We start from the raw sequence: 16,490 nt of genomic DNA on the forward strand, positions 1-16,490 counted from the left end.
AGATCAGCACTGGCCCCGATTGCGACCCCACCCATGCCGTTGCCGCTGATCTACCACGAAGACTACAGCCCGGAGTTCCCTGCCGAACACCGCTTCCCCATGGACAAGTTTCGCCTGCTGCACGACCACTTGATCGACAGCGGGCTGACCACCGACCAGGCCCTGCTGCGCCCGGACATCTGCCCCAACGACATCCTCGCCCTGGCCCACGACCGCAGCTACATCGAGCGCTACATGAACGGCGACCTGTCGCGTGAGGACCAGCGCCGTCTCGGCCTGCCCTGGAGCGAGGCCCTGGCCCGGCGTACCGTGCGCGCCGTAGGCGGCTCGCTGCTGAGCGCCGAGATGGCGCTGCAACACGGCATCGCCTGCCACCTTGCCGGCGGCACCCACCACGCCCATTACGACCACCCTGCCGGTTTCTGCATCTTCAACGACCTGGCCGTGATCAGCCGCTACCTGCTGGAGGCTGGCCGGGTACACCGGGTGCTGATCTTCGACTGCGATGTGCATCAGGGTGACGGCACCGCGCGCATCCTGCACGACACACCAGACGCCATCACCGTGTCGCTGCACTGCGAACAGAACTTCCCGGCGCGCAAGGCACAAAGCGATTGGGACATCCCCCTGCCCCGCGGCATGGGCGACATGGCCTACCTGAAGGTGGTGGACGACGCCCTCAACTACTTGCTGCCGCTCTATCGACCCGACCTGGTGCTGTACGACGCCGGGGTCGATGTGCACAAGGACGACGCCCTGGGCTACCTGCAACTGACCGATGCAGGCGTTGCCGCCCGTGACGAAGCGGTGCTGCGCCACTGCCTGGGCCGCGACATCCCGGTGGTGGGCGTGATCGGCGGTGGCTACAGCAAGGACCGCGCAGCCCTGGCCAGGCGCCATGGCATCCTTCATCACAGCGCGGCACGCGTCATCGGTTGTTCACAATGACTGTGGAACCGCTTGTGGATAACCTGCGGGAAAGGCGCTGCAGCCCTTTACAGGCAAGGCTTGCAGAGTACTGATCATTTTTTGAGCAGTGCTTCTGCACGCCGCGCTGCGCTAGAATGCGCCTCTTTTCCACAGCCTGCTGCCCACCATGCCTGATCTGAGCCCCGCCTCCCCTCCCCTCGCTGTCGTCATCGGCGGCGGCCCAGCCGGCCTGATGGCCGCCGAAGCACTGGCCCAGGCGGGCCTGGCGGTCGAGGTGTTCGATGCCATGCCTTCGGTGGGCCGCAAGTTCCTGCTGGCGGGTGTCGGTGGCATGAACATCACCCATTCCGAGCCCTACCCGGCGTTCGTCAGCCGGTATGCCGAGCGCCAGGGCGAAATCGCCGCGCTGCTGCACGACTTCGATGCCGACGCCTTGCGCCAGTGGATTCACGGCCTGGGCATCGAAACCTTCGTCGGCACCTCGGGCCGGGTGTTCCCCACCGACATGAAAGCCGCGCCACTGCTGCGCGCCTGGCTCAAGCGCCTGCGCGACAGCGGGGTAGTTATCCACACCCGTCACCGCTGGTTGGGCTGGAATGCCGAAGGTGCATTGCGGATTGCTTATCCACAAGGTGAGCGGGCGGTGAAGGCCGCCGTGGTGGTGCTGGCGCTGGGTGGCGGCAGCTGGGCGCGACTGGGCTCGGACGGTAGCTGGCAGCCGCTGCTGGCCGCACGGGCTGTGGATATCTCACCCTTGCAGCCCAGCAACTGCGGTTTTGAAGTGGCAGGCTGGAGCGCGCTGCTCAAGGACAAGTTCGCCGGTGCGCCGTTGAAGAACATTGCTCTCAGCGTTCCCGGCAGCGCGTCGCGCAAGGGCGAGTTCATCCTCACCGCGCAGGGTGTGGAAGGCAGCCTGGTGTATGCATGGTCAGCGCTGGTGCGCGAGGCCATCAACCGTGAGGGCCACGGGATGTTGCTGCTCGACCTGTTGCCGGACAAGCCTGTGGACAAGATTGCCCAGGCGCTGGCCAAGCCACGGGGTTCGCGCTCCATGGCCAAGCACCTGCACAGCCAGCTGGGTATCGATGGGGTCAAGGCGGCGCTGTTGCGCGAGCTGACCGATCAGGCGACCTTTGCCGACCCTGGTGCCTTGGCTAGGGCGATCAAGGCATTGCCGATCACGCTGGTGCGCACGCGGCCGCTGGATGAAGCGATCAGCAGCGCGGGTGGGGTGCGTTTCGAGGGGCTGGATGAGGGCTTGATGGTCAAGGGCATGCCGGGGGTGTTCTGTGCCGGCGAGATGCTGGACTGGGAGGCACCGACTGGGGGGTATCTGCTGACAGCGTGCTTTGCCAGCGGCTTGCGCGCCGGGCGGGCGGCGGCGGATTGGCTCAAATCCAAAGGTTGACACTGTCCCCTGTGGGAGCGGGTTTACCCGCGAACACGGGCGAAGCCCGTGCCATGCACCGAGTCGCATTCTTCGCGGGTAAACCCGCTCCCACAGAGACCGCGTACACTGCAAATCTACGGCTTACGCTTGCGCGCCCCACCATTGAAGCTCGGCACCTTGCGCACCGCCTTCACCGCCGGCTCCGCACTGCCTGATTCAGCACTGTCCATCCAGCGCCCCAACCCTCGCTTGGCGCTGTTTTCCTTCGGCTTCTTGGGCTTCTTCGGCTTCTTGATCACCTGGCCACTGGCGTCGGTCATCGGCACCCGGTGGTCAGGGATGAAGTCCGGCTCTTCATGACGGGGCAGGGTCTGCCGGGTCAGCACTTCGATTGCCGCCAGCAGCTGCACTTCATCCGCACACACCAGCGAGATCGCCTCGCCCTTGTTGCCCGCCCGCCCGGTACGCCCGATGCGGTGCACGTAATCCTCGGCAACGATCGGCAGGTCAAGGTTGACCACCAGCGGCAAGTCGTCGATATCCAGGCCGCGGGCCGCCACATCGGTCGCCACCAGCACCTGGATTTCGCGGGCCTTGAAGCTGTCCAGCGCGCGCTGGCGGGTGGCTTGCGGGCGGTCACCGTGGATACCGTCAGCATTCACCCCCTCGGCCAGCAAGCGCTCCACCAATTGATCGACGCCATTGCGGGTCTTGGCGAACACCAGCACCTGCTTCCAGCGCTGCTTGCGCAGCAGGTGGCAGAACAGGTCGACCTTGCGCTTTTTATCCACAGGCACCAGCCACTGCTTGACGCTGGTGGCCGTGGCATTGCGCGGGCTGACTTCGATGCTCAGCGGGTCGTTCAGGGCCAGCCCCGCCAGCATGCGGATCTGGTCGGAAAAAGTGGCGGAGAACAGCAACGTCTGGCGCTTGCGTGGCAGCGCGGCGTACACCGACTGCAGCTCTTCGGCAAAGCCCAGGTCGAGCATGCGGTCGGCTTCGTCCAGCACCAGGGTCTGCACCTGGTTGAACTTCACGGCATTCTGCCGGAACAGGTCGAGCAAGCGCCCCGGGGTGGCCACCAGCAGGTCGACACCACGGCGCAGGCGCATCATCTGCGGGTTGATGCTGACCCCGCCATACACCGCGTAGGTACTCAGCGGCAGGTTCTCGGCATACTCGCGCACGTTGTTGTGCACCTGCTCGGCCAGCTCACGAGTGGGCACCAGCACCAGCGCGCGGATCGAGTTGCTGGCCACCTTCTCGCCTTCCAGCGCCAGGCGCTGCAGCACAGGCAGGGCAAAGCCCGCGGTCTTGCCAGTGCCGGTCTGGGCCGCGGCCATCAGGTCGCGGCCGGCCAGCACGGCGGGGATGGCCTTGGCCTGCACCGGGGTCGGGGTGGTGTAGTCCAGTTGCTGCAGGGTGCGCAGCAGCGGTTCGATCAGGCCGAGTTTGGCGAAATTCATGGCAATACCGTCAGGGGGTTCAGCGAAGGCGGCAAGTTTACCGCATCACCCCTGCCTACTTGCAGATTTCGCCTTTCAATGGCTGCGCCGGCTCTGGTGCCTTGCGCCACTGCGGTAGGCCGATCAGCACCACTGCGCCGATGATCACCGCCATGGCCACACATTCTTCTGCACCAATCTGCTCACCGGCAAAGACGATACCCAGCAGAACGGCCACTGCCGGGTTGACGTAGGCATAGCTGGTGGCAGCTGCCGGGCGCACGTGCTTGAGCAGGTACATGTAGGCACTGAACGCCAGGATCGAACCGAAGAATACCAGGTAGGCCAGTGCCCCCCAGCCGGCAGCGGTCGGCATCTGCGTCATGCGCTCGCCAGACAGCACGCTGCCGAGCAGCAGCACGGCGCCACCGACCAGCATTTCCGCAGCGCTGGCCATAGGCCCCTGAGGCAGCGGCAAGGTCTTGCTCCATACCGAGCCGAATGCCCACGACGCTGCCGCAAAGATGATCAGCGCCGCGCCAATCGGGCTTGCCTGCAGGTTGGAGCCCAGGTTCAGCAGGCCGATACCCACCAGCCCGAGGGCGATCCCCGCCCACTCCAGCTTCGAATTGCGGTGCCCGAACAGCAGGCCGAACAGCAAGGTGAACAGCGGCACCGTCGCCACCGCCAGTGCCGCCACGCCCGAGGCCACACCGGCATGCTCGGCCACGGTCACGCCACCGTTGCCACAGCTGAGCAGCAGGAAACCGATCGCCCCCGCAGCCCGCCACTGCGGCCAGGTCGGTGCCGGCACACCGCGCCAGCGCAAGAAGCCATACAGCAGGCCCCCGGCAATCAGGAAGCGCACCCCGGCCATGAGCATCGGCGGCCAGCTCTCGACGCCTATGCGAATGAACAGGTAGGTGGAGCCCCAGACCAGGTACAGGGCCAGGAATGCGCCAATGAGCAACAACGGGAAGCGACGGGAGGCAGGCATGGGAAACACTCGAAATCCGTTTACGGGTGGCTTAGTTTAGAAAGGCCACCGTGTAAACTTAAGTTACAAAACAGCTTTAAATCACCCGAACACTTTGCATTGCATGGTTATTCGGATGCTTTTCAATCGAATCGAAACCAGGCAGGAATAACCCATGGACAAGTATGACCGCATGCTGCTCGCCGCCCTGCTCGACAATGGCCGCGCCACCTTCGCCCAACTGGCGCGCCAGGTGAACCTGTCGGCGCCGGCGGTGGCCGAGCGGGTGGCCAAGCTCGAGGCCAGCGGGGTTATCACCGGCTACCAGGCCAAGGTCGACATGAGCAAGATCGGCCTGCCGATCCAGTGCGTGATCGAACTGCGCCTGGCCAGCCACGGCAACCAGCAGGCCTACGAAGCGTTGACCCAGATTCCCCAGTTGACCGAATGCCACCGGGTAACCGGCGACCCCTGCGTCATCATGCAGGCAGCGGTGGGTTCGATGCCGGAGCTGGAAGAACTGATCAACCGGGTCGCGCAGTTCGGCTTCAGCAAGACCTCGATCATTCTCTCCAGCGCTGTGGAGCGGCGGGTGCCGCTGGCGCAACTGGAGAAGAAGCCTTAACAGAACCTGGCCAGGGTTTCACGAACCTTCGCGGCAGGGGTTTTCTGCAGGCGGCAGAGCAGGTCGTGCGAGAGTTGCTGTACACCATGGCCCTGGCGCAGCACGCCAGCCAGGTGTTGCAGCAGGTTGGCGGCCATTTCGGCATCGGCCATGGCCCGGTGCGCGGTACCGGTATCCGGCAGCCCGGCCCAGCGGGTCAGGGTGCCCAGCTTGTGGTTCGGTGCCGCCGGCAACAGGCGCCGTGACAGCAGCAGGGAACAAGCGAAGGCCTGGCTGCGGCTACGGCCGATGCGGCTCAGTTCGTAGTCCCAGAACTTCTGGTCGAAGGCGGCATTGTGTGCAAGCAGCGGGGTACCACCAACGAACTCGGCCACTTCGCTCATCACCTTGTCCACAGGCGGCGCACTGCGCAGCATGGCGGTGGTGATGCCAGTCAGCCCGGCGACGAAGGCCGGTACCGGCACGCCCGCGTTCATCAGGCTCTGGTAGCGCTCGACGATGCGCCCGCCCTCCAGCATCACCACCGCCACCTCAGTGGCGCGGCAGCCGGCGCCGGGGCTGATGCCGGTGGTTTCAAAGTCGATGACAGCGATACGTTCCATGAAAAATCTCAGTGTTTTAGCAACAGCGCACCCTCGATGGGCACATAGCGGGTGGCGGCACGGATCAGCGACAGTGCGGTAAGCCCGGGCACACCATACACCACTGCCTCGGTGCCATGGCGCTGTATCACCCGCTCCAGCAGCAGGTCGAAATCGCCGTCGCCGGAGGCCAGTACCACTTGGTCGACGCGGCTGGCGGCGTCGATCACATCCAGGGTAATACCCACATCCCAGTCACCTTTGGCCGAGCCATCGCTGCGCTGGATGAAGGGCTTGAGGCGCACATCGAAACCGAGATTGCGCAGGATCTGCTGGAACTGCTGCTGTTTGCTGTCGCCACGGTCGATGGCATAGGCCACGGCCTCGACGATCTGGCCTTCGCGGCTGACATCGGCCCACAGAGCGGTGTAGTTGAAATGGCAGCCGTGGGCCTGGCGCACGGTGTAGTAGAGGTTCTGCACATCGGCGAACAGCGCGATCTTTTTCACCTTGGAACCCCTTGGTCGGCCTGGAATGCTGGGGGCTGCCTTGCAGCCCTTTCGCGACACAAGGCCGCTCCTACAGGGGTTCGCGTACCCTTGTAGGAGCGGCCTTGCGTCGCGAAAGGGGCGCAAGGCGCCCCCAAAATTGCCAGCAGTATGCCAGACCTGTCAGACGTACGAATCGTCGTCCGAGAAGAACCCACCATCATCGCTGCCATAATCGCTGTCGGCATAACCACCCTGGTCGTTGCCCCAACCACTGTTGTCAGCCACCTGCTGCTGCGCCCCCGAGTCGTTCCAGCCACCGCTGTCGCTGGCCGGCGCCGGCTCCTCCTTGATCACCTCTACCACCTCCTCCGGCTGCGAGTTGTGGTTGAACAGGCTGCTGATGCCCTGCGCCAGCAACACACCACCCGCCACACCGGCCGCAGTCTGCATCGCGCCGCCGAGGAAGCTGCTGGCACCACTGCGGGCCGGTGCGGCGCCAAAGCCAGGCTGCTGCGCTTGTGGCTGGGAAAAGCCCGGCGCCGACGGCTCACGCCAGCCACCGCCAGATGCCACGGGGGCTGCAGCGGGACGCTGCGGTTGCACGGCCGGGGCCGCATTGCGCCCAGACGAACCAAAGATGCTGGACAGGAAACCACCACCGCCATTGCTCGGCGCGCTGCCGGCACGGGCGGCCTCGGCCTGGGCACGGGCCTGCTTCAGTTCGGCTTCCAGTTGCTTGTTCTGCTCGTCGAGGCGCTTGATCGCTGCCTCCTGCACCAGAATCGCCTGGGCCATGTAATAAGGCGCCGCCGGCTGCTGACGCACATGTTCCTCGATGCATGCCTGGGCCTGCGCATCACGTGGCTGGCTCGGGTCCTCGGCTTGCTTGAGGCGGCCGAACAGGCCGTCGATCAGGGTTTGTTCTTCAGTATTCATGGGGCGACCTCGTGGGGTAGCGGACAACGGACAGCGTCAAAGATGGGGCGTACAGGCGTGGGATTCAATCACCGGCGGCGTGAAACTTTTTTCAGCAAGTGACAGCCCCAGGCCTGCTTTGGGCTAAAGTTATGCCCCTGTTTTTACTGCCATGCGATGTAGACTGATGAACCCGCTGAGCGTCCTGCGCGACTCCCTGTACTTCTTCCGCCGCCACCTGCCGAACATCCTCCAGCTGTGCCTGCCGCTGGTGGTGCTGGAAGCCTTGCTCACCCAGCTGCTGTACCGGCAGATGGGCGATCAGGCATCGCCGGCCTACGGCATGCTGGTCAGCCTGCTGTTCTACCCGCTGTACAGCGCCGCACTGATCCTGTACCTCGACACCCGCAGCAACGGCCAGGAAATCGCCAAGCGCGACCTGTTCGCCCGAGCCCTGCAATTGTGGCCGCAGCTGGCCCTGCTGATCCTGATCAGCTCGCTGCTGATCATGGCCGGCCTGGCGCTGTTCATCTTCCCGGGCGTGTGGATCATGATCAACCTGGTGTTCGCCGAGTACCTGCTGGTACTGCGCGGTCGGCCGGTGGTGCAGTCGATGCGCGACAGTGCAAGCATGACCACCGGGCACTTCATGCGCATCATGATCTGTGTCTTGGGCGTGCTGGCGCCGATCTGGCTGATCGACGGCCTGCTGCTGATGGCCTTCCCCGAGCCATCGCCCGGCATGGAGCTGGCCATGGACAGCCTCAGCGGCTTCCTGCAGTTGTTCAGCACCGTAGTGCTGTACCGCCTGTTCATGTTGCTGGAAGGCGAAGCCGGCGCCTGAGGCCACGAGGGACAGCCGTCAATCTGCTTGACGAGCTGTCCCCCTGGCGCTACCTGCACCGTCGCAAGTGTTCGCCAACTGCTGCGCCAAGGTACCCAGTCGACCGTTCAACAGCACATCAAGAAAGGGAAACTTCTTAATCCTTATTTAACTATTGCCCCTCAATCTTGCCCACGTACCAAGCCCAACCAAACTTCGACTTCAAGCATTTCCATAATCTCGATATGGGCGCCCCTGGCTGCCTGTAGCCCAAAACTTTACCTATGAGGAGTTCTTATGAAACAGCTGTCGAAATACATCGCCGTGGCCGTGGCAATTTCCATTCCGTATCTTGCCCATGCTGAAGACGGGATGGAAAACGCAAGAAAATTCCAGGAGCACAACAGGCAGACCTTCCTTCTGCAAAAACAGCGGCATGATCGTGAGGTGCTAGCTAAAACCCATGAAGATTCGAAAAAAACCGCCCAGACCGAAACTGCTGAAGGGGGCAAATCCGGAAGTTGATCTCTGCGAACGCACAGGGGGCTAGCCCATGTAATGAATACATGGAAAGCGAATGTCGCTGACATGCCAATCTACATGGACACCTTCAATGCCATGGCGCAACATCGCATCAAATTAATTTATCGCCACGTTTTCCATTGAACAATGGCTGCAGCTTTTAGCGACAACCGAATCATTTCCCCCAATAGCATTTCCGACTCAAGTCGAAAATGGGCAGTGCCTGGCGCCGAACTTCGAAACTGCGAAGTCGAGAATGCCAGGCCTGGATAACCTCATTGCCTACGGTAACTTCAGGTGTCTCGAACAAGGAAGTACTTCAGGCTTCGGCCCGGTCCGCAGCCTTACTACTGTACCCACGCAGAGGGAGCTCACCTCCCTCATTGGTGGAGAACAGTCATGAGTAACAGCATTACCAACTGGATCGCAGAAGCAAAATCTTTCAAGGTGCACATATATTGTCAGTCGGCCTGGAAATACTGGGACGCCGCCCAAGCCAGGTACAAAGAAATAATGATGTTCGACTCACAAGGGAAAGATGAACCAGTCCGGCTGAGCGACGCTTCCGGGCTCGTCCTGGAGGAGGGCTGGCTGATCACCGGACGCCAAGCAGCGCCCACCATGTTCAACATCGAATACCACTCCGAGACTACGGATCGGATCCATGTCTACATCAACGGCACGGGCACCGACAGCGACAGAAAGGTCGAGATCAGCCGAAACGGTTATCTTGGCTTGTACCGAACCAACTCACCGGTCGACCTGATAAAACTCGAACCGCTGGAATGGGGCCCTGACACACTGCGCTGCCGCCTGCGCGACCATACAGGCCGTACCGTGAAAACGCTGTATCACATGCCTCCGGACAGCAATGTCTATCTGAATACGAACGATGGCGACATCGCGACATTTCTTATCACGCGCCGATAGCTGACAGGTTGCCCCTGGAAAACCCGAGGTACACGGCCATGCGATGTCAGGTACCTCTGGGTTTGGCCCGTGCCGTCGCCTCAGCCACTAGTGGGTCATCCGGCCAGTAATGCTTCGGATAACGCCCCTTCAGATCTTTCTTCACCTCGGCATAGGTCGTACGCCAGAAGTTGGCCAGGTCCTGGGTCACCTGCACCGGGCGGCGTGCCGGTGACAGCAGGTGCAGCTTGACCTGCTGGCGGCCATTGGCGATGCGTGGGGTATCGGCCAGGCCGAACAGCTCTTGCAGGCGCACCGCGAGGATCGGCGGGTTTTCGCTGTAGTCCAGGCGGATGTTCGAGCCGGACGGTACCGCCAGGTGCGCGGGGGCCTGCTCCTCCAGACGCTGCGGCAGCGGCCATGGCAACAGGTTGCGCAGCATCGACGGCAAATCCAGTGCGGCGAAATGGCTGAGGCGCGACACCTTGCCCAGATAGGGCTGCAACCAGTCTTCCAGGCTGGCGAGCAAGGCCTCGTCAGCCAGGTCGGGCCATTCGCTGTGGCCGTCCTTGGCCAGATCCAGTTGACGCAGCAAGGCCACGCGCGCCTGCCATTGTCGCAGCTCGGGAGTCCAGGTCAGCAGGTTCAAGCCTTTGCGCCGGACCAGCCCAATCAGTGCGCGAGCCCGCGCTTCGTCATCCAGGCCGGGCAGCGGTTCGCGGCTGAGCACCAGCTCGCCGACCTTGGTCTGGCGTTCTGCACGCAGCACCTGCTCACGCTCGTCCCAATCAAGGATATCGACCCGCTCGACCTGCTCGGCCAGCACGCCCTCGAGCAGCGCCGGCTCGAACTCGGCGGCCAGATAGATGCGTTCTTCGCGCTGCCCCTGGCGGCTGCCCAGGTCGGCGATCACCAGCCACGGGCACTTCATCAGTGCATCGACTTCGGCAAACAGCACCGCACGGCCGTTGGCCAGCCGATATTCCGCACCACCCTCGCGGCGCTGCTGGGCGACGCGGTCGGGGTAGGCCAGCGCCAGCAGCGCGCCCAGCCAGCGCGGGTGATCGGGGTCCGCAACCGGCGCGCCTGGTTTGCCACGCAGCAGGCCACGGTACTGGCGAGCCAGTTGGCGCGCACGCTGCACACCGCCGTGGCTGCCACGAGCAGCTTTGCTTTCGCCACTGACCAGCGCCAGCCGGCTGTGCAGATCGGCACCACCGCCGCGCTGGATATCCCGCTCGCCCAGCAGCGCAGCCACATCGCAGGCCATCTGTGCCAGGCCCAGGTCCTGGCCGCGCAACAGCAGATGCGCGATACGCGGATGCGCCGGCAACTCGGCCATGGCCTGGCCGTGTTCGCTGAGGTTGTCACGGCTCCCGGGCTTGAAGGCGTTGAGCCGCGCCAGCAGGTCCTGGGCCTGGGCGAAGGCGGCCGTGGGGGGCTGGTCGAGCCAGCGCAACTGCTCGGGTGTAACACCCCAGCGCGCCAGTTGCAGGGCTAGGCCAGCCAGGTCGGCCTGCATGATCTCGGCGCTGCCGTGGGCGGCCAGCTGGTCATGCTGGGCCTCGGACCACAGGCGATAGCACACGCCGGGCTCCAGGCGGCCGGCACGGCCAGCGCGCTGAGTGGCACTGGCACGGGAGATGCGTTGGGTGTCCAGACGAGTCATGCCGCTGCCGGGGTCGAAACGCGGTACCCGGGCCAGGCCTGCGTCGATCACCACGCGCACGCCGTCGATGGTCAGGCTGGTCTCGGCGATGTTAGTGGCCAGCACCACCTTGCGCAGGCCCTTGGGCGCCGGGTCGATGGCCGCACGCTGGGCGTCGAGATCGAGCTCGCCATGCAGCGGGCAAAGCAGGACCTCGGGGCGCTCGCCCAGCGCTTCCTGCAGGCTCTGGTGCACCCGGCGGATCTCGGCTTGACCTGGCAGGAATACCAGCACACTGCCGGCCTGGTCGGCCAGTGCCTGCAACACGCTGTCCACTACCCGTGGCTCGATAAACTCACCCGGCTGGAAAGGCCGCCCCCAACGGATGTCGACGGGGTGCATGCGACCTTCGCTGCTGACCACCGGGGCATCATTCAGCAGCCGCGAAAGGCGCTCGCCCTCCAGGGTCGCGGACATCAGCAAAACCTTCAGTGGCGGATCTTCCCGCAGCAACTCCCGGCCATTCAGGCTCAATGCCAGGGCCAGGTCGGCATCAAGGCTGCGCTCGTGAAATTCGTCGAAGATCACCAGCCCCACACCCTCCAGCGCCGGGTCGGCCTGCAGGCGGCGGGTCAGGATGCCTTCGGTCACCACCTCGATGCGGGTGTTCGGCCCGACCTTGCTGTCCAGGCGGATGCGATAGCCCACGGTTTCGCCGACCTTTTCGCCCAGCTCGCTGGCCAGGCGCTCGGCCGCAGCCCGCGCTGCCAGGCGGCGGGGCTCGAGCATGAGAATGCTCTGCCCAGCCAGCCACGGCTCGTTGAGCAGCGCCAGCGGCACGCGGGTGGTCTTGCCCGCGCCAGGTGGCGCTTCGAGCACCGCTTCGTCACGGTTTTCCAAGGCCTGGCGCAGGGCGGGCAAGACAGCATCGATCGGTAATGAAATCATGGTGGTCCTCGAACAGTCTGGCGAGTATAACGGCGAACCCAAGCTGCCCTATCATGGTCTTAGCTTCAGGTGCAGGCGTTTCGCTTGCCCTGCTGAATACCTTTTCGGAGTTTTTACATGCGCATCCCATCCCGCGTCATCGGTGGCGCCCTCATCGTCACCTTGCTGACCCAACTGACGGCCTGCGGCACCATTCTGTACCCGGAACGTCGTGGCCAGATCGGCGGCAAGATCGACCCAGTGGTTGCCGCAATGGATGCCATCGGCATCCTGTTCTACGTGATCCCGGGGCTGATCGCCTTCGGTATCGACTTCGCCACGGGCGCCATTTATTACTCAGGCGGGCGATCCGCCCAGGTCGACCCGGTCAAACTGCGCGAAGCCGTGAGCCCCGATGGCAAGGTCGACAACCTGAAGTTGCAGGCCATTCTGGAAAGCGAACTGGGCCAGCGCCTGCCGCTGAACGACCCACGGCTGATCCAGCATCGCGGCAGCATCGAGCAGTTGGCCAGCCTGGGCCTGGTGCCTGCAGCCTGAAGCACAAGGACACTACCCACGGATGATGACCACCCCGGCTGAACACCAGCGCCTGCTACGCCTGGCCACTCGCGCATCGCTGGCGGTGGCCAGCATCCTGGTCCTGAGCAAGGCGTTGGCCTGGTGGCTGAGCGGCTCGGTCAGCCTGCTGGCCGGGCTGACCGACTCGGCACTGGATGCCGTTGCCTCGTTCCTCAACCTGCTCGCCGTGCACTACGCCCTGCGCCCGGCCGACAACGACCACCGTTTCGGCCATGGCAAGGCCGAGGCCCTGGCCGGTATGGCGCAGGCGCTGTTCATCGGGGTCAGTGCGGTGCTGATCGGGGTGCAGGCGGTTGAACGCCTGCACACCCCGCAACCCTTGGGCAATACCGCCGTCGGTATCGGGGTAATGCTGCTGTCGCTGGTGCTGACCCTTGCCCTGCTGGCACTGCAACACAAGGTCATCCGCCTGACCGGCTCCACGGCGGTACGGGCCGACTCCCTGCACTACCGCTCGGACCTGCTGCTCAACGGCAGCATCCTGCTGGCCCTGCTGCTGGCACGCTTTGGCTGGCCGCAGCTGGATGCGCTGTTCGGCCTGGGCATCGCTGTCTATATCCTCTGGAGCGCGCTGCAGATTGCCCGGGAGAGTACGGCCATCCTGATGGACCAGGAACTGCCCGGCGATGTTGGCGAGGACATGGCTGCGCTGGTGCTGGCCATTCCCGGGGTCAAAGGCGTGCACGACCTGCGTACGCGGGTGTCGGGCAACCAGTGGTTCGTGCAGTTGCATCTGGAGATGCCGGGGCAATTGCCGCTAAATGAAGCGCATGCCTTGTGCGTGGAGGCCTCGAAGGTAATCCGCCAGCGTTATCCACAGGCGGATGTGATGGTGCACGCGGATCCGGTGTGAATCAGTGAGCGTAACTGTGGGAGCGGGTTTACCCGCGAACACCGGCACAGCCGGTGCCATGCACCGCATCGCATTCTTCGCGGGTAAACCCGCTCCCACAGGGCTCTGCGCCGGCTTCAATCAATACGTGAGCCACACAGGTCCATTGCCGGGACGTGTCCCGCTTCAGTTGATGCTGTAACCTCGGCCGCTGAAACAAGCGCCCAGCGCCCGCCGGTAGTTGTCCGCCACATTGGCCGAAGGTGCATAAGTTGCCGTCGCCGGGTCGAACCCTGACTGGCTCACCGCCCAACGGTGGCATTGGTAACGGTCTTGGTCCTGCTGCTCCTGCCCTTGCCCATACATCGGGTAGGCCACCACGTCATACCCACCGCCTACAGGTGCCGGCGCCGCAACCGGCGGGTTGACCACCACGTACTCGCGGCTGTCGGCCACGTACTGGTAATAGGTATCGGCCACCAGGAAGAACAGCGCCCCGCCCAGCCAGACTTCCCGCGCATAGGGCGGCAGGTAATCGACCCGCACGCCACGGGGCGGAGTCACCACGACATAATGGCCACCATGGGGGCGGTACCAGTAACCACCGGAGTAGAAGTAGTCATCGCCACGGTAGGGCACTTTCCAGTAGCGGTCCGGGAAATGATCGATGGTGTGCCCCGGGCGATACTGCGGCCCCGGCCCCCAGCCATTGCCATGACCATCCGGACGCCCCTGCCAGTCACCGCCAGGCCGTTGCCCCGGGCCACCGGCTTCCCAATGGCGGTTATCGCCATGGCGGCGGGGAATGTCCTGGTAATAGCCCTGGCGTGGCGGCTGGGTCTGCTGCACTTCGTCACGCGAATTGAGCGAGCGGCCCGGCGCCCCCTCGCCCGGCCCTTCGGCCATGGCCCCGAGGCTGATGCTCAACCCCAACACACCAACACCTGCCAACTGCCAGATGCGCGACTTCATGCTGTTCCTCTCGGTAGAAAATACGGCAACCTCAGCCAGTCTACCGCGCCTGTCACGCAGGCCAATTAAATTTCCGGACATGAAAAAAGGGAGGCCGCTGGGCCTCCCTTCAGGAATTGTCGTCCGTGCTCGGCACTTGTGGCGCCGGCTCACCTCACACCGTCTTCTGGAAGGTGTGTAGCCCGGGGGCCTGCAGATCCTGTTGGATGGCTGGCCGCGACCGCCCGCCTAGGGCGCGTCGCCGTGGACTGATGTCCGGGCAGTGATTCTGTGGATAAAGATACCGGACAGGCTGCGGCAGATGATTGCGAAGATTGCTCGGATAAATAGCACTTGCGCAATTTTTCACCCTGGATTGATAATTCACCGCAATCCGAACAGAAAAGGCATAAACCATGAGCAAACTTGACCGCTACGACCTGAGCATCCTCGCCGAATTGCAGCGCGATGCGCGCATTTCCAACCAGGAACTGGCCGAACGCATCGGCCTGTCGCCTTCGCCATGCTCGCGTCGGGTCAAGCAACTGGAGGACGATGGCTACATCTCGCGCCAGGTGGCCCTGCTCGACCGCAAGAAGCTGGGCCTGAGCCTGACTGCCTATGTGCTGATCGGTATGGACCGCCACACCCCGGAGCGTTTCGAAACCTTCGAGGCGGCCATCCGCAACCTGCCACAGGTGCTCGAATGCAGCCTGGTCACCGGCATGGATGCCGACTACCAGCTGAAGGTGGTGGTGCCCGACATGGACCACTACCAGAAACTGCTGCTAGGCAGCCTGACCCGCATTGAAGGCGTCACCAGCGTACGTTCGAGCTTCGTGCTGAACCAGGTGCTGGCCAGCACCGAGCTGCCCTTGACCCACCTGCGTTAATTGCCTGCGCCAGCAAGCGTATAATCGGACGCTCAACCCGCCTGGAGAACACCGATGGATCCCGCCGTATTCGAAGAGTGGATGATGATCATCCTGGTCACCGTGTTGATCGGTTTCATGGGTTTCATCGTCTGGGACCTGGCGAAAAAGTCCAAGGCCGGGCGGTTCGGGACGCTGATCCTGTTCTTCGTGCTGGGGCTGGGGGTGCTGGCCTTTATCATCAAGAGCGTGGTGGTAGGGTTTCTCGAAGGGGTGTAAGGCTCAAGAAAGCCGGGAGCGCTTTGCGCTCCTTTCGCGACACAAGGCCGCTCCTACAGGGATCGCACAATGCCTGAGTTTGCGCTGCACCTGTAGGAGCGGCCTTGTGTCGCGATGGGCCGCAAAGCGGCCCCCTAGCGCTGCAACTTCGCCGGGACTTCTCGCCAGCAGCCCTGTTCCAACCCATCCAGCGCCCAGTCGCCAATCCGCACCCGCACCAGGCGCAAGGTCGGCAACCCCACCGCCGCCGTCATCCGCCGCACCTGGCGGTTACGCCCTTCGCGAATAACCAGCTCCAGCCAGCTGGTCGGCACGCTCTTGCGAAAACGCACCGGCGGGTTGCGCGGCCACAGCTCGGGCTCGTCCAGGCGCCGCGCCTCGGCCGGCAAGGTCGGCCCATCGTTCAGTTCCACGCCATCGCGCAAGCGCTGCAACTGCTCCTCGCTCGACTCCCCCTCCACCTGAACCCAGTAAGTCTTGGCCAGCTTGTGCTTCGGGTCGGCAATGCGCGCCTGCAGGCCGCCATCGTTGGTCAGCAGCAACAGGCCTTCACTGTCGCGGTCCAGCCGCCCGGCCGGGTAAACGCCGGGGATGTCGATGTAGTCCTTGAGCGTCGCGCGCCCGTCGCCGTCGCTGAACTGGGTCAGCACGTCGAACGGTTTGTTGAAAAGGATCAGGCGCGGCTCGGCCGGTGGCGCCTTGGGCTGGCGACGCGGGCCGGTGGCAGGCCGCGCCTGGGGGCGGCGCGGCTTGGAACGGGGTGGCAGTGACATG

General features: G+C 63.9%; 18 protein-coding genes. 10 read left to right on the forward strand and 8 right to left on the reverse strand.

Features of this window, described 5'->3' with window-relative positions:
• Nucleotides 1-33: 33 nt before the first annotated feature.
• Together C163_RS22800 and C163_RS22805 are read left to right on the forward strand one after the other, a co-directional pair.
• A complete protein-coding gene (locus C163_RS22800) occupies nt 34-948 on the forward strand; it encodes a histone deacetylase (protein ID WP_015271914.1) in 915 nt (304 codons plus the stop codon).
• Between the two features lie 148 nt (nt 949-1,096).
• Nucleotides 1,097-2,338 carry a TIGR03862 family flavoprotein gene (locus C163_RS22805; protein ID WP_025340736.1) on the forward strand — a complete coding sequence of 414 codons (1,242 nt, stop codon included), beginning with the start codon at nt 1,097-1,099 and terminating at the stop codon, nt 2,336-2,338.
• Nucleotides 2,339-2,454: 116 nt separating this feature from the next.
• Here C163_RS22805 and C163_RS22810 read toward each other — a convergent pair whose 3' ends face one another.
• A complete protein-coding gene (locus C163_RS22810) occupies nt 2,455-3,786 on the reverse strand; it encodes a DEAD/DEAH box helicase (protein ID WP_013974320.1) in 1,332 nt (443 codons plus the stop codon).
• Nucleotides 3,787-3,841: 55 nt separating this feature from the next.
• Nucleotides 3,842-4,762 (reverse strand): drug/metabolite exporter YedA, encoded by a 921-nt coding sequence (gene yedA, locus C163_RS22815; RefSeq protein ID WP_025340737.1) that lies wholly within the window; start codon nt 4,760-4,762, stop codon nt 3,842-3,844.
• Nucleotides 4,763-4,916: 154 nt separating this feature from the next.
• Between yedA and C163_RS22820 the strand changes: the two genes are divergently transcribed.
• Nucleotides 4,917-5,366 carry an Lrp/AsnC family transcriptional regulator gene (locus tag C163_RS22820; protein ID WP_015271918.1) on the forward strand — a complete coding sequence of 150 codons (450 nt, stop codon included), beginning with the start codon at nt 4,917-4,919 and terminating at the stop codon, nt 5,364-5,366.
• Here the strand turns inward: C163_RS22820 and C163_RS22825 are convergent.
• The 3 genes from C163_RS22825 to C163_RS22835 form a co-directional block, all read right to left on the reverse strand.
• Nucleotides 5,363-5,968: a PolC-type DNA polymerase III gene (locus C163_RS22825; RefSeq protein ID WP_025340738.1), complete on the reverse strand. Its 606-nt coding sequence runs from the start codon at nt 5,966-5,968 to the stop codon at nt 5,363-5,365. The genes C163_RS22820 and C163_RS22825 overlap by 4 nt on opposite strands.
• Nucleotides 5,969-5,976: 8 nt before the next feature.
• Complete coding sequence (locus C163_RS22830; protein WP_004576858.1) at nt 5,977-6,456, reverse strand: NYN domain-containing protein; 480 nt, start codon at nt 6,454-6,456, stop codon at nt 5,977-5,979.
• A gap of 162 nt (nt 6,457-6,618) precedes the next feature.
• On the reverse strand, nt 6,619-7,374 hold the full coding sequence (locus C163_RS22835) for a DUF2076 domain-containing protein (RefSeq protein WP_025340739.1): 756 nt from the start codon (nt 7,372-7,374) through the stop codon (nt 6,619-6,621).
• Nucleotides 7,375-7,540: 166 nt separating this feature from the next.
• Between C163_RS22835 and C163_RS22840 the strand changes: the two genes are divergently transcribed.
• From C163_RS22840 to C163_RS26015, 3 genes are all read left to right on the forward strand, one after another.
• Nucleotides 7,541-8,197 (forward strand): YciC family protein, encoded by a 657-nt coding sequence (locus C163_RS22840; protein ID WP_025340740.1) that lies wholly within the window; start codon nt 7,541-7,543, stop codon nt 8,195-8,197.
• A gap of 276 nt (nt 8,198-8,473) precedes the next feature.
• Nucleotides 8,474-8,701, forward strand: coding sequence for a hypothetical protein (locus tag C163_RS22845; RefSeq protein WP_025340741.1), 228 nt, complete (start codon nt 8,474-8,476; stop codon nt 8,699-8,701).
• A gap of 396 nt (nt 8,702-9,097) precedes the next feature.
• Entirely contained in the window at nt 9,098-9,628 is a 531-nt protein-coding gene (locus C163_RS26015; protein WP_025340742.1) for a hypothetical protein, read from the forward strand.
• Nucleotides 9,629-9,674: 46 nt separating this feature from the next.
• On the opposite strand, the gene hrpB is transcribed toward C163_RS26015, so the two are convergent.
• Nucleotides 9,675-12,203 (reverse strand): ATP-dependent helicase HrpB, encoded by a 2,529-nt coding sequence (hrpB, locus tag C163_RS22855; protein WP_025340743.1) that lies wholly within the window; start codon nt 12,201-12,203, stop codon nt 9,675-9,677.
• A 117-nt stretch (nt 12,204-12,320) separates the two neighbouring features.
• On the opposite strand from hrpB, the gene C163_RS22860 reads away from it, so the two are divergent.
• A complete protein-coding gene (locus tag C163_RS22860; protein WP_025340744.1) occupies nt 12,321-12,740 on the forward strand; it encodes a hypothetical protein in 420 nt (139 codons plus the stop codon).
• Nucleotides 12,741-12,762: 22 nt separating this feature from the next.
• Nucleotides 12,763-13,635, forward strand: coding sequence for a cation diffusion facilitator family transporter (locus C163_RS22865; RefSeq protein ID WP_025340745.1), 873 nt, complete (start codon nt 12,763-12,765; stop codon nt 13,633-13,635).
• A gap of 165 nt (nt 13,636-13,800) precedes the next feature.
• Here C163_RS22865 and C163_RS22870 read toward each other — a convergent pair whose 3' ends face one another.
• On the reverse strand, nt 13,801-14,586 hold the full coding sequence (locus tag C163_RS22870) for a DUF6515 family protein (RefSeq protein WP_025340746.1): 786 nt from the start codon (nt 14,584-14,586) through the stop codon (nt 13,801-13,803).
• 395 nt (nt 14,587-14,981) lie between these two features.
• Here C163_RS22870 and C163_RS22875 point away from each other — a divergent pair, with 395 nt between their 5' ends.
• Together C163_RS22875 and C163_RS22880 are read left to right on the forward strand one after the other, a co-directional pair.
• Nucleotides 14,982-15,458 carry an Lrp/AsnC family transcriptional regulator gene (locus C163_RS22875; RefSeq protein ID WP_003249795.1) on the forward strand — a complete coding sequence of 159 codons (477 nt, stop codon included), beginning with the start codon at nt 14,982-14,984 and terminating at the stop codon, nt 15,456-15,458.
• Nucleotides 15,459-15,512: 54 nt separating this feature from the next.
• Nucleotides 15,513-15,716 carry a DUF2788 domain-containing protein gene (locus tag C163_RS22880; protein WP_013974331.1) on the forward strand — a complete coding sequence of 68 codons (204 nt, stop codon included), beginning with the start codon at nt 15,513-15,515 and terminating at the stop codon, nt 15,714-15,716.
• Between the two features lie 134 nt (nt 15,717-15,850).
• Here C163_RS22880 and C163_RS22885 read toward each other — a convergent pair whose 3' ends face one another.
• A complete protein-coding gene (locus C163_RS22885) occupies nt 15,851-16,489 on the reverse strand; it encodes a pseudouridine synthase (protein WP_025340747.1) in 639 nt (212 codons plus the stop codon).
• Nucleotide 16,490 lies beyond the last annotated feature (1 nt).

It is taken from the genome of Pseudomonas sp. FGI182 (assembly GCF_000511325.1).
GTDB lineage: Bacteria > Pseudomonadota > Gammaproteobacteria > Pseudomonadales > Pseudomonadaceae > Aquipseudomonas > Aquipseudomonas putida_Z.

What these genes read in the sequence shown, in the direction of transcription:
- C163_RS22870 (WP_025340746.1), bottom strand. Translation starts at nt 14,586, where the DNA reads ATGAAGTCGCGCATCTGGCAGTTGGCAGGTGTTGGTGTGTTGGGGTTG.
- C163_RS22880 (WP_013974331.1), top strand. Translation starts at nt 15,513, where the DNA reads ATGGATCCCGCCGTATTCGAAGAGTGGATGATGATCATCCTGGTCACC.
- C163_RS22845 (WP_025340741.1), top strand. Translation starts at nt 8,474, where the DNA reads ATGAAACAGCTGTCGAAATACATCGCCGTGGCCGTGGCAATTTCCATT.
- C163_RS22825 (WP_025340738.1), bottom strand. Translation starts at nt 5,968, where the DNA reads ATGGAACGTATCGCTGTCATCGACTTTGAAACCACCGGCATCAGCCCC.
- C163_RS22875 (WP_003249795.1), top strand. Translation starts at nt 14,982, where the DNA reads ATGAGCAAACTTGACCGCTACGACCTGAGCATCCTCGCCGAATTGCAG.
- C163_RS22805 (WP_025340736.1), top strand. Translation starts at nt 1,097, where the DNA reads ATGCCTGATCTGAGCCCCGCCTCCCCTCCCCTCGCTGTCGTCATCGGC.
- C163_RS22865 (WP_025340745.1), top strand. Translation starts at nt 12,763, where the DNA reads ATGATGACCACCCCGGCTGAACACCAGCGCCTGCTACGCCTGGCCACT.
- C163_RS22885 (WP_025340747.1), bottom strand. Translation starts at nt 16,489, where the DNA reads ATGTCACTGCCACCCCGTTCCAAGCCGCGCCGCCCCCAGGCGCGGCCT.
- yedA (WP_025340737.1), bottom strand. Translation starts at nt 4,762, where the DNA reads ATGCCTGCCTCCCGTCGCTTCCCGTTGTTGCTCATTGGCGCATTCCTG.
- hrpB (WP_025340743.1), bottom strand. Translation starts at nt 12,203, where the DNA reads ATGATTTCATTACCGATCGATGCTGTCTTGCCCGCCCTGCGCCAGGCC.
- C163_RS22835 (WP_025340739.1), bottom strand. Translation starts at nt 7,374, where the DNA reads ATGAATACTGAAGAACAAACCCTGATCGACGGCCTGTTCGGCCGCCTC.
- C163_RS26015 (WP_025340742.1), top strand. Translation starts at nt 9,098, where the DNA reads ATGAGTAACAGCATTACCAACTGGATCGCAGAAGCAAAATCTTTCAAG.
- C163_RS22800 (WP_015271914.1), top strand. Translation starts at nt 34, where the DNA reads ATGCCGTTGCCGCTGATCTACCACGAAGACTACAGCCCGGAGTTCCCT.
- C163_RS22860 (WP_025340744.1), top strand. Translation starts at nt 12,321, where the DNA reads ATGCGCATCCCATCCCGCGTCATCGGTGGCGCCCTCATCGTCACCTTG.
- C163_RS22810 (WP_013974320.1), bottom strand. Translation starts at nt 3,786, where the DNA reads ATGAATTTCGCCAAACTCGGCCTGATCGAACCGCTGCTGCGCACCCTG.
- C163_RS22820 (WP_015271918.1), top strand. Translation starts at nt 4,917, where the DNA reads ATGGACAAGTATGACCGCATGCTGCTCGCCGCCCTGCTCGACAATGGC.
- C163_RS22840 (WP_025340740.1), top strand. Translation starts at nt 7,541, where the DNA reads ATGAACCCGCTGAGCGTCCTGCGCGACTCCCTGTACTTCTTCCGCCGC.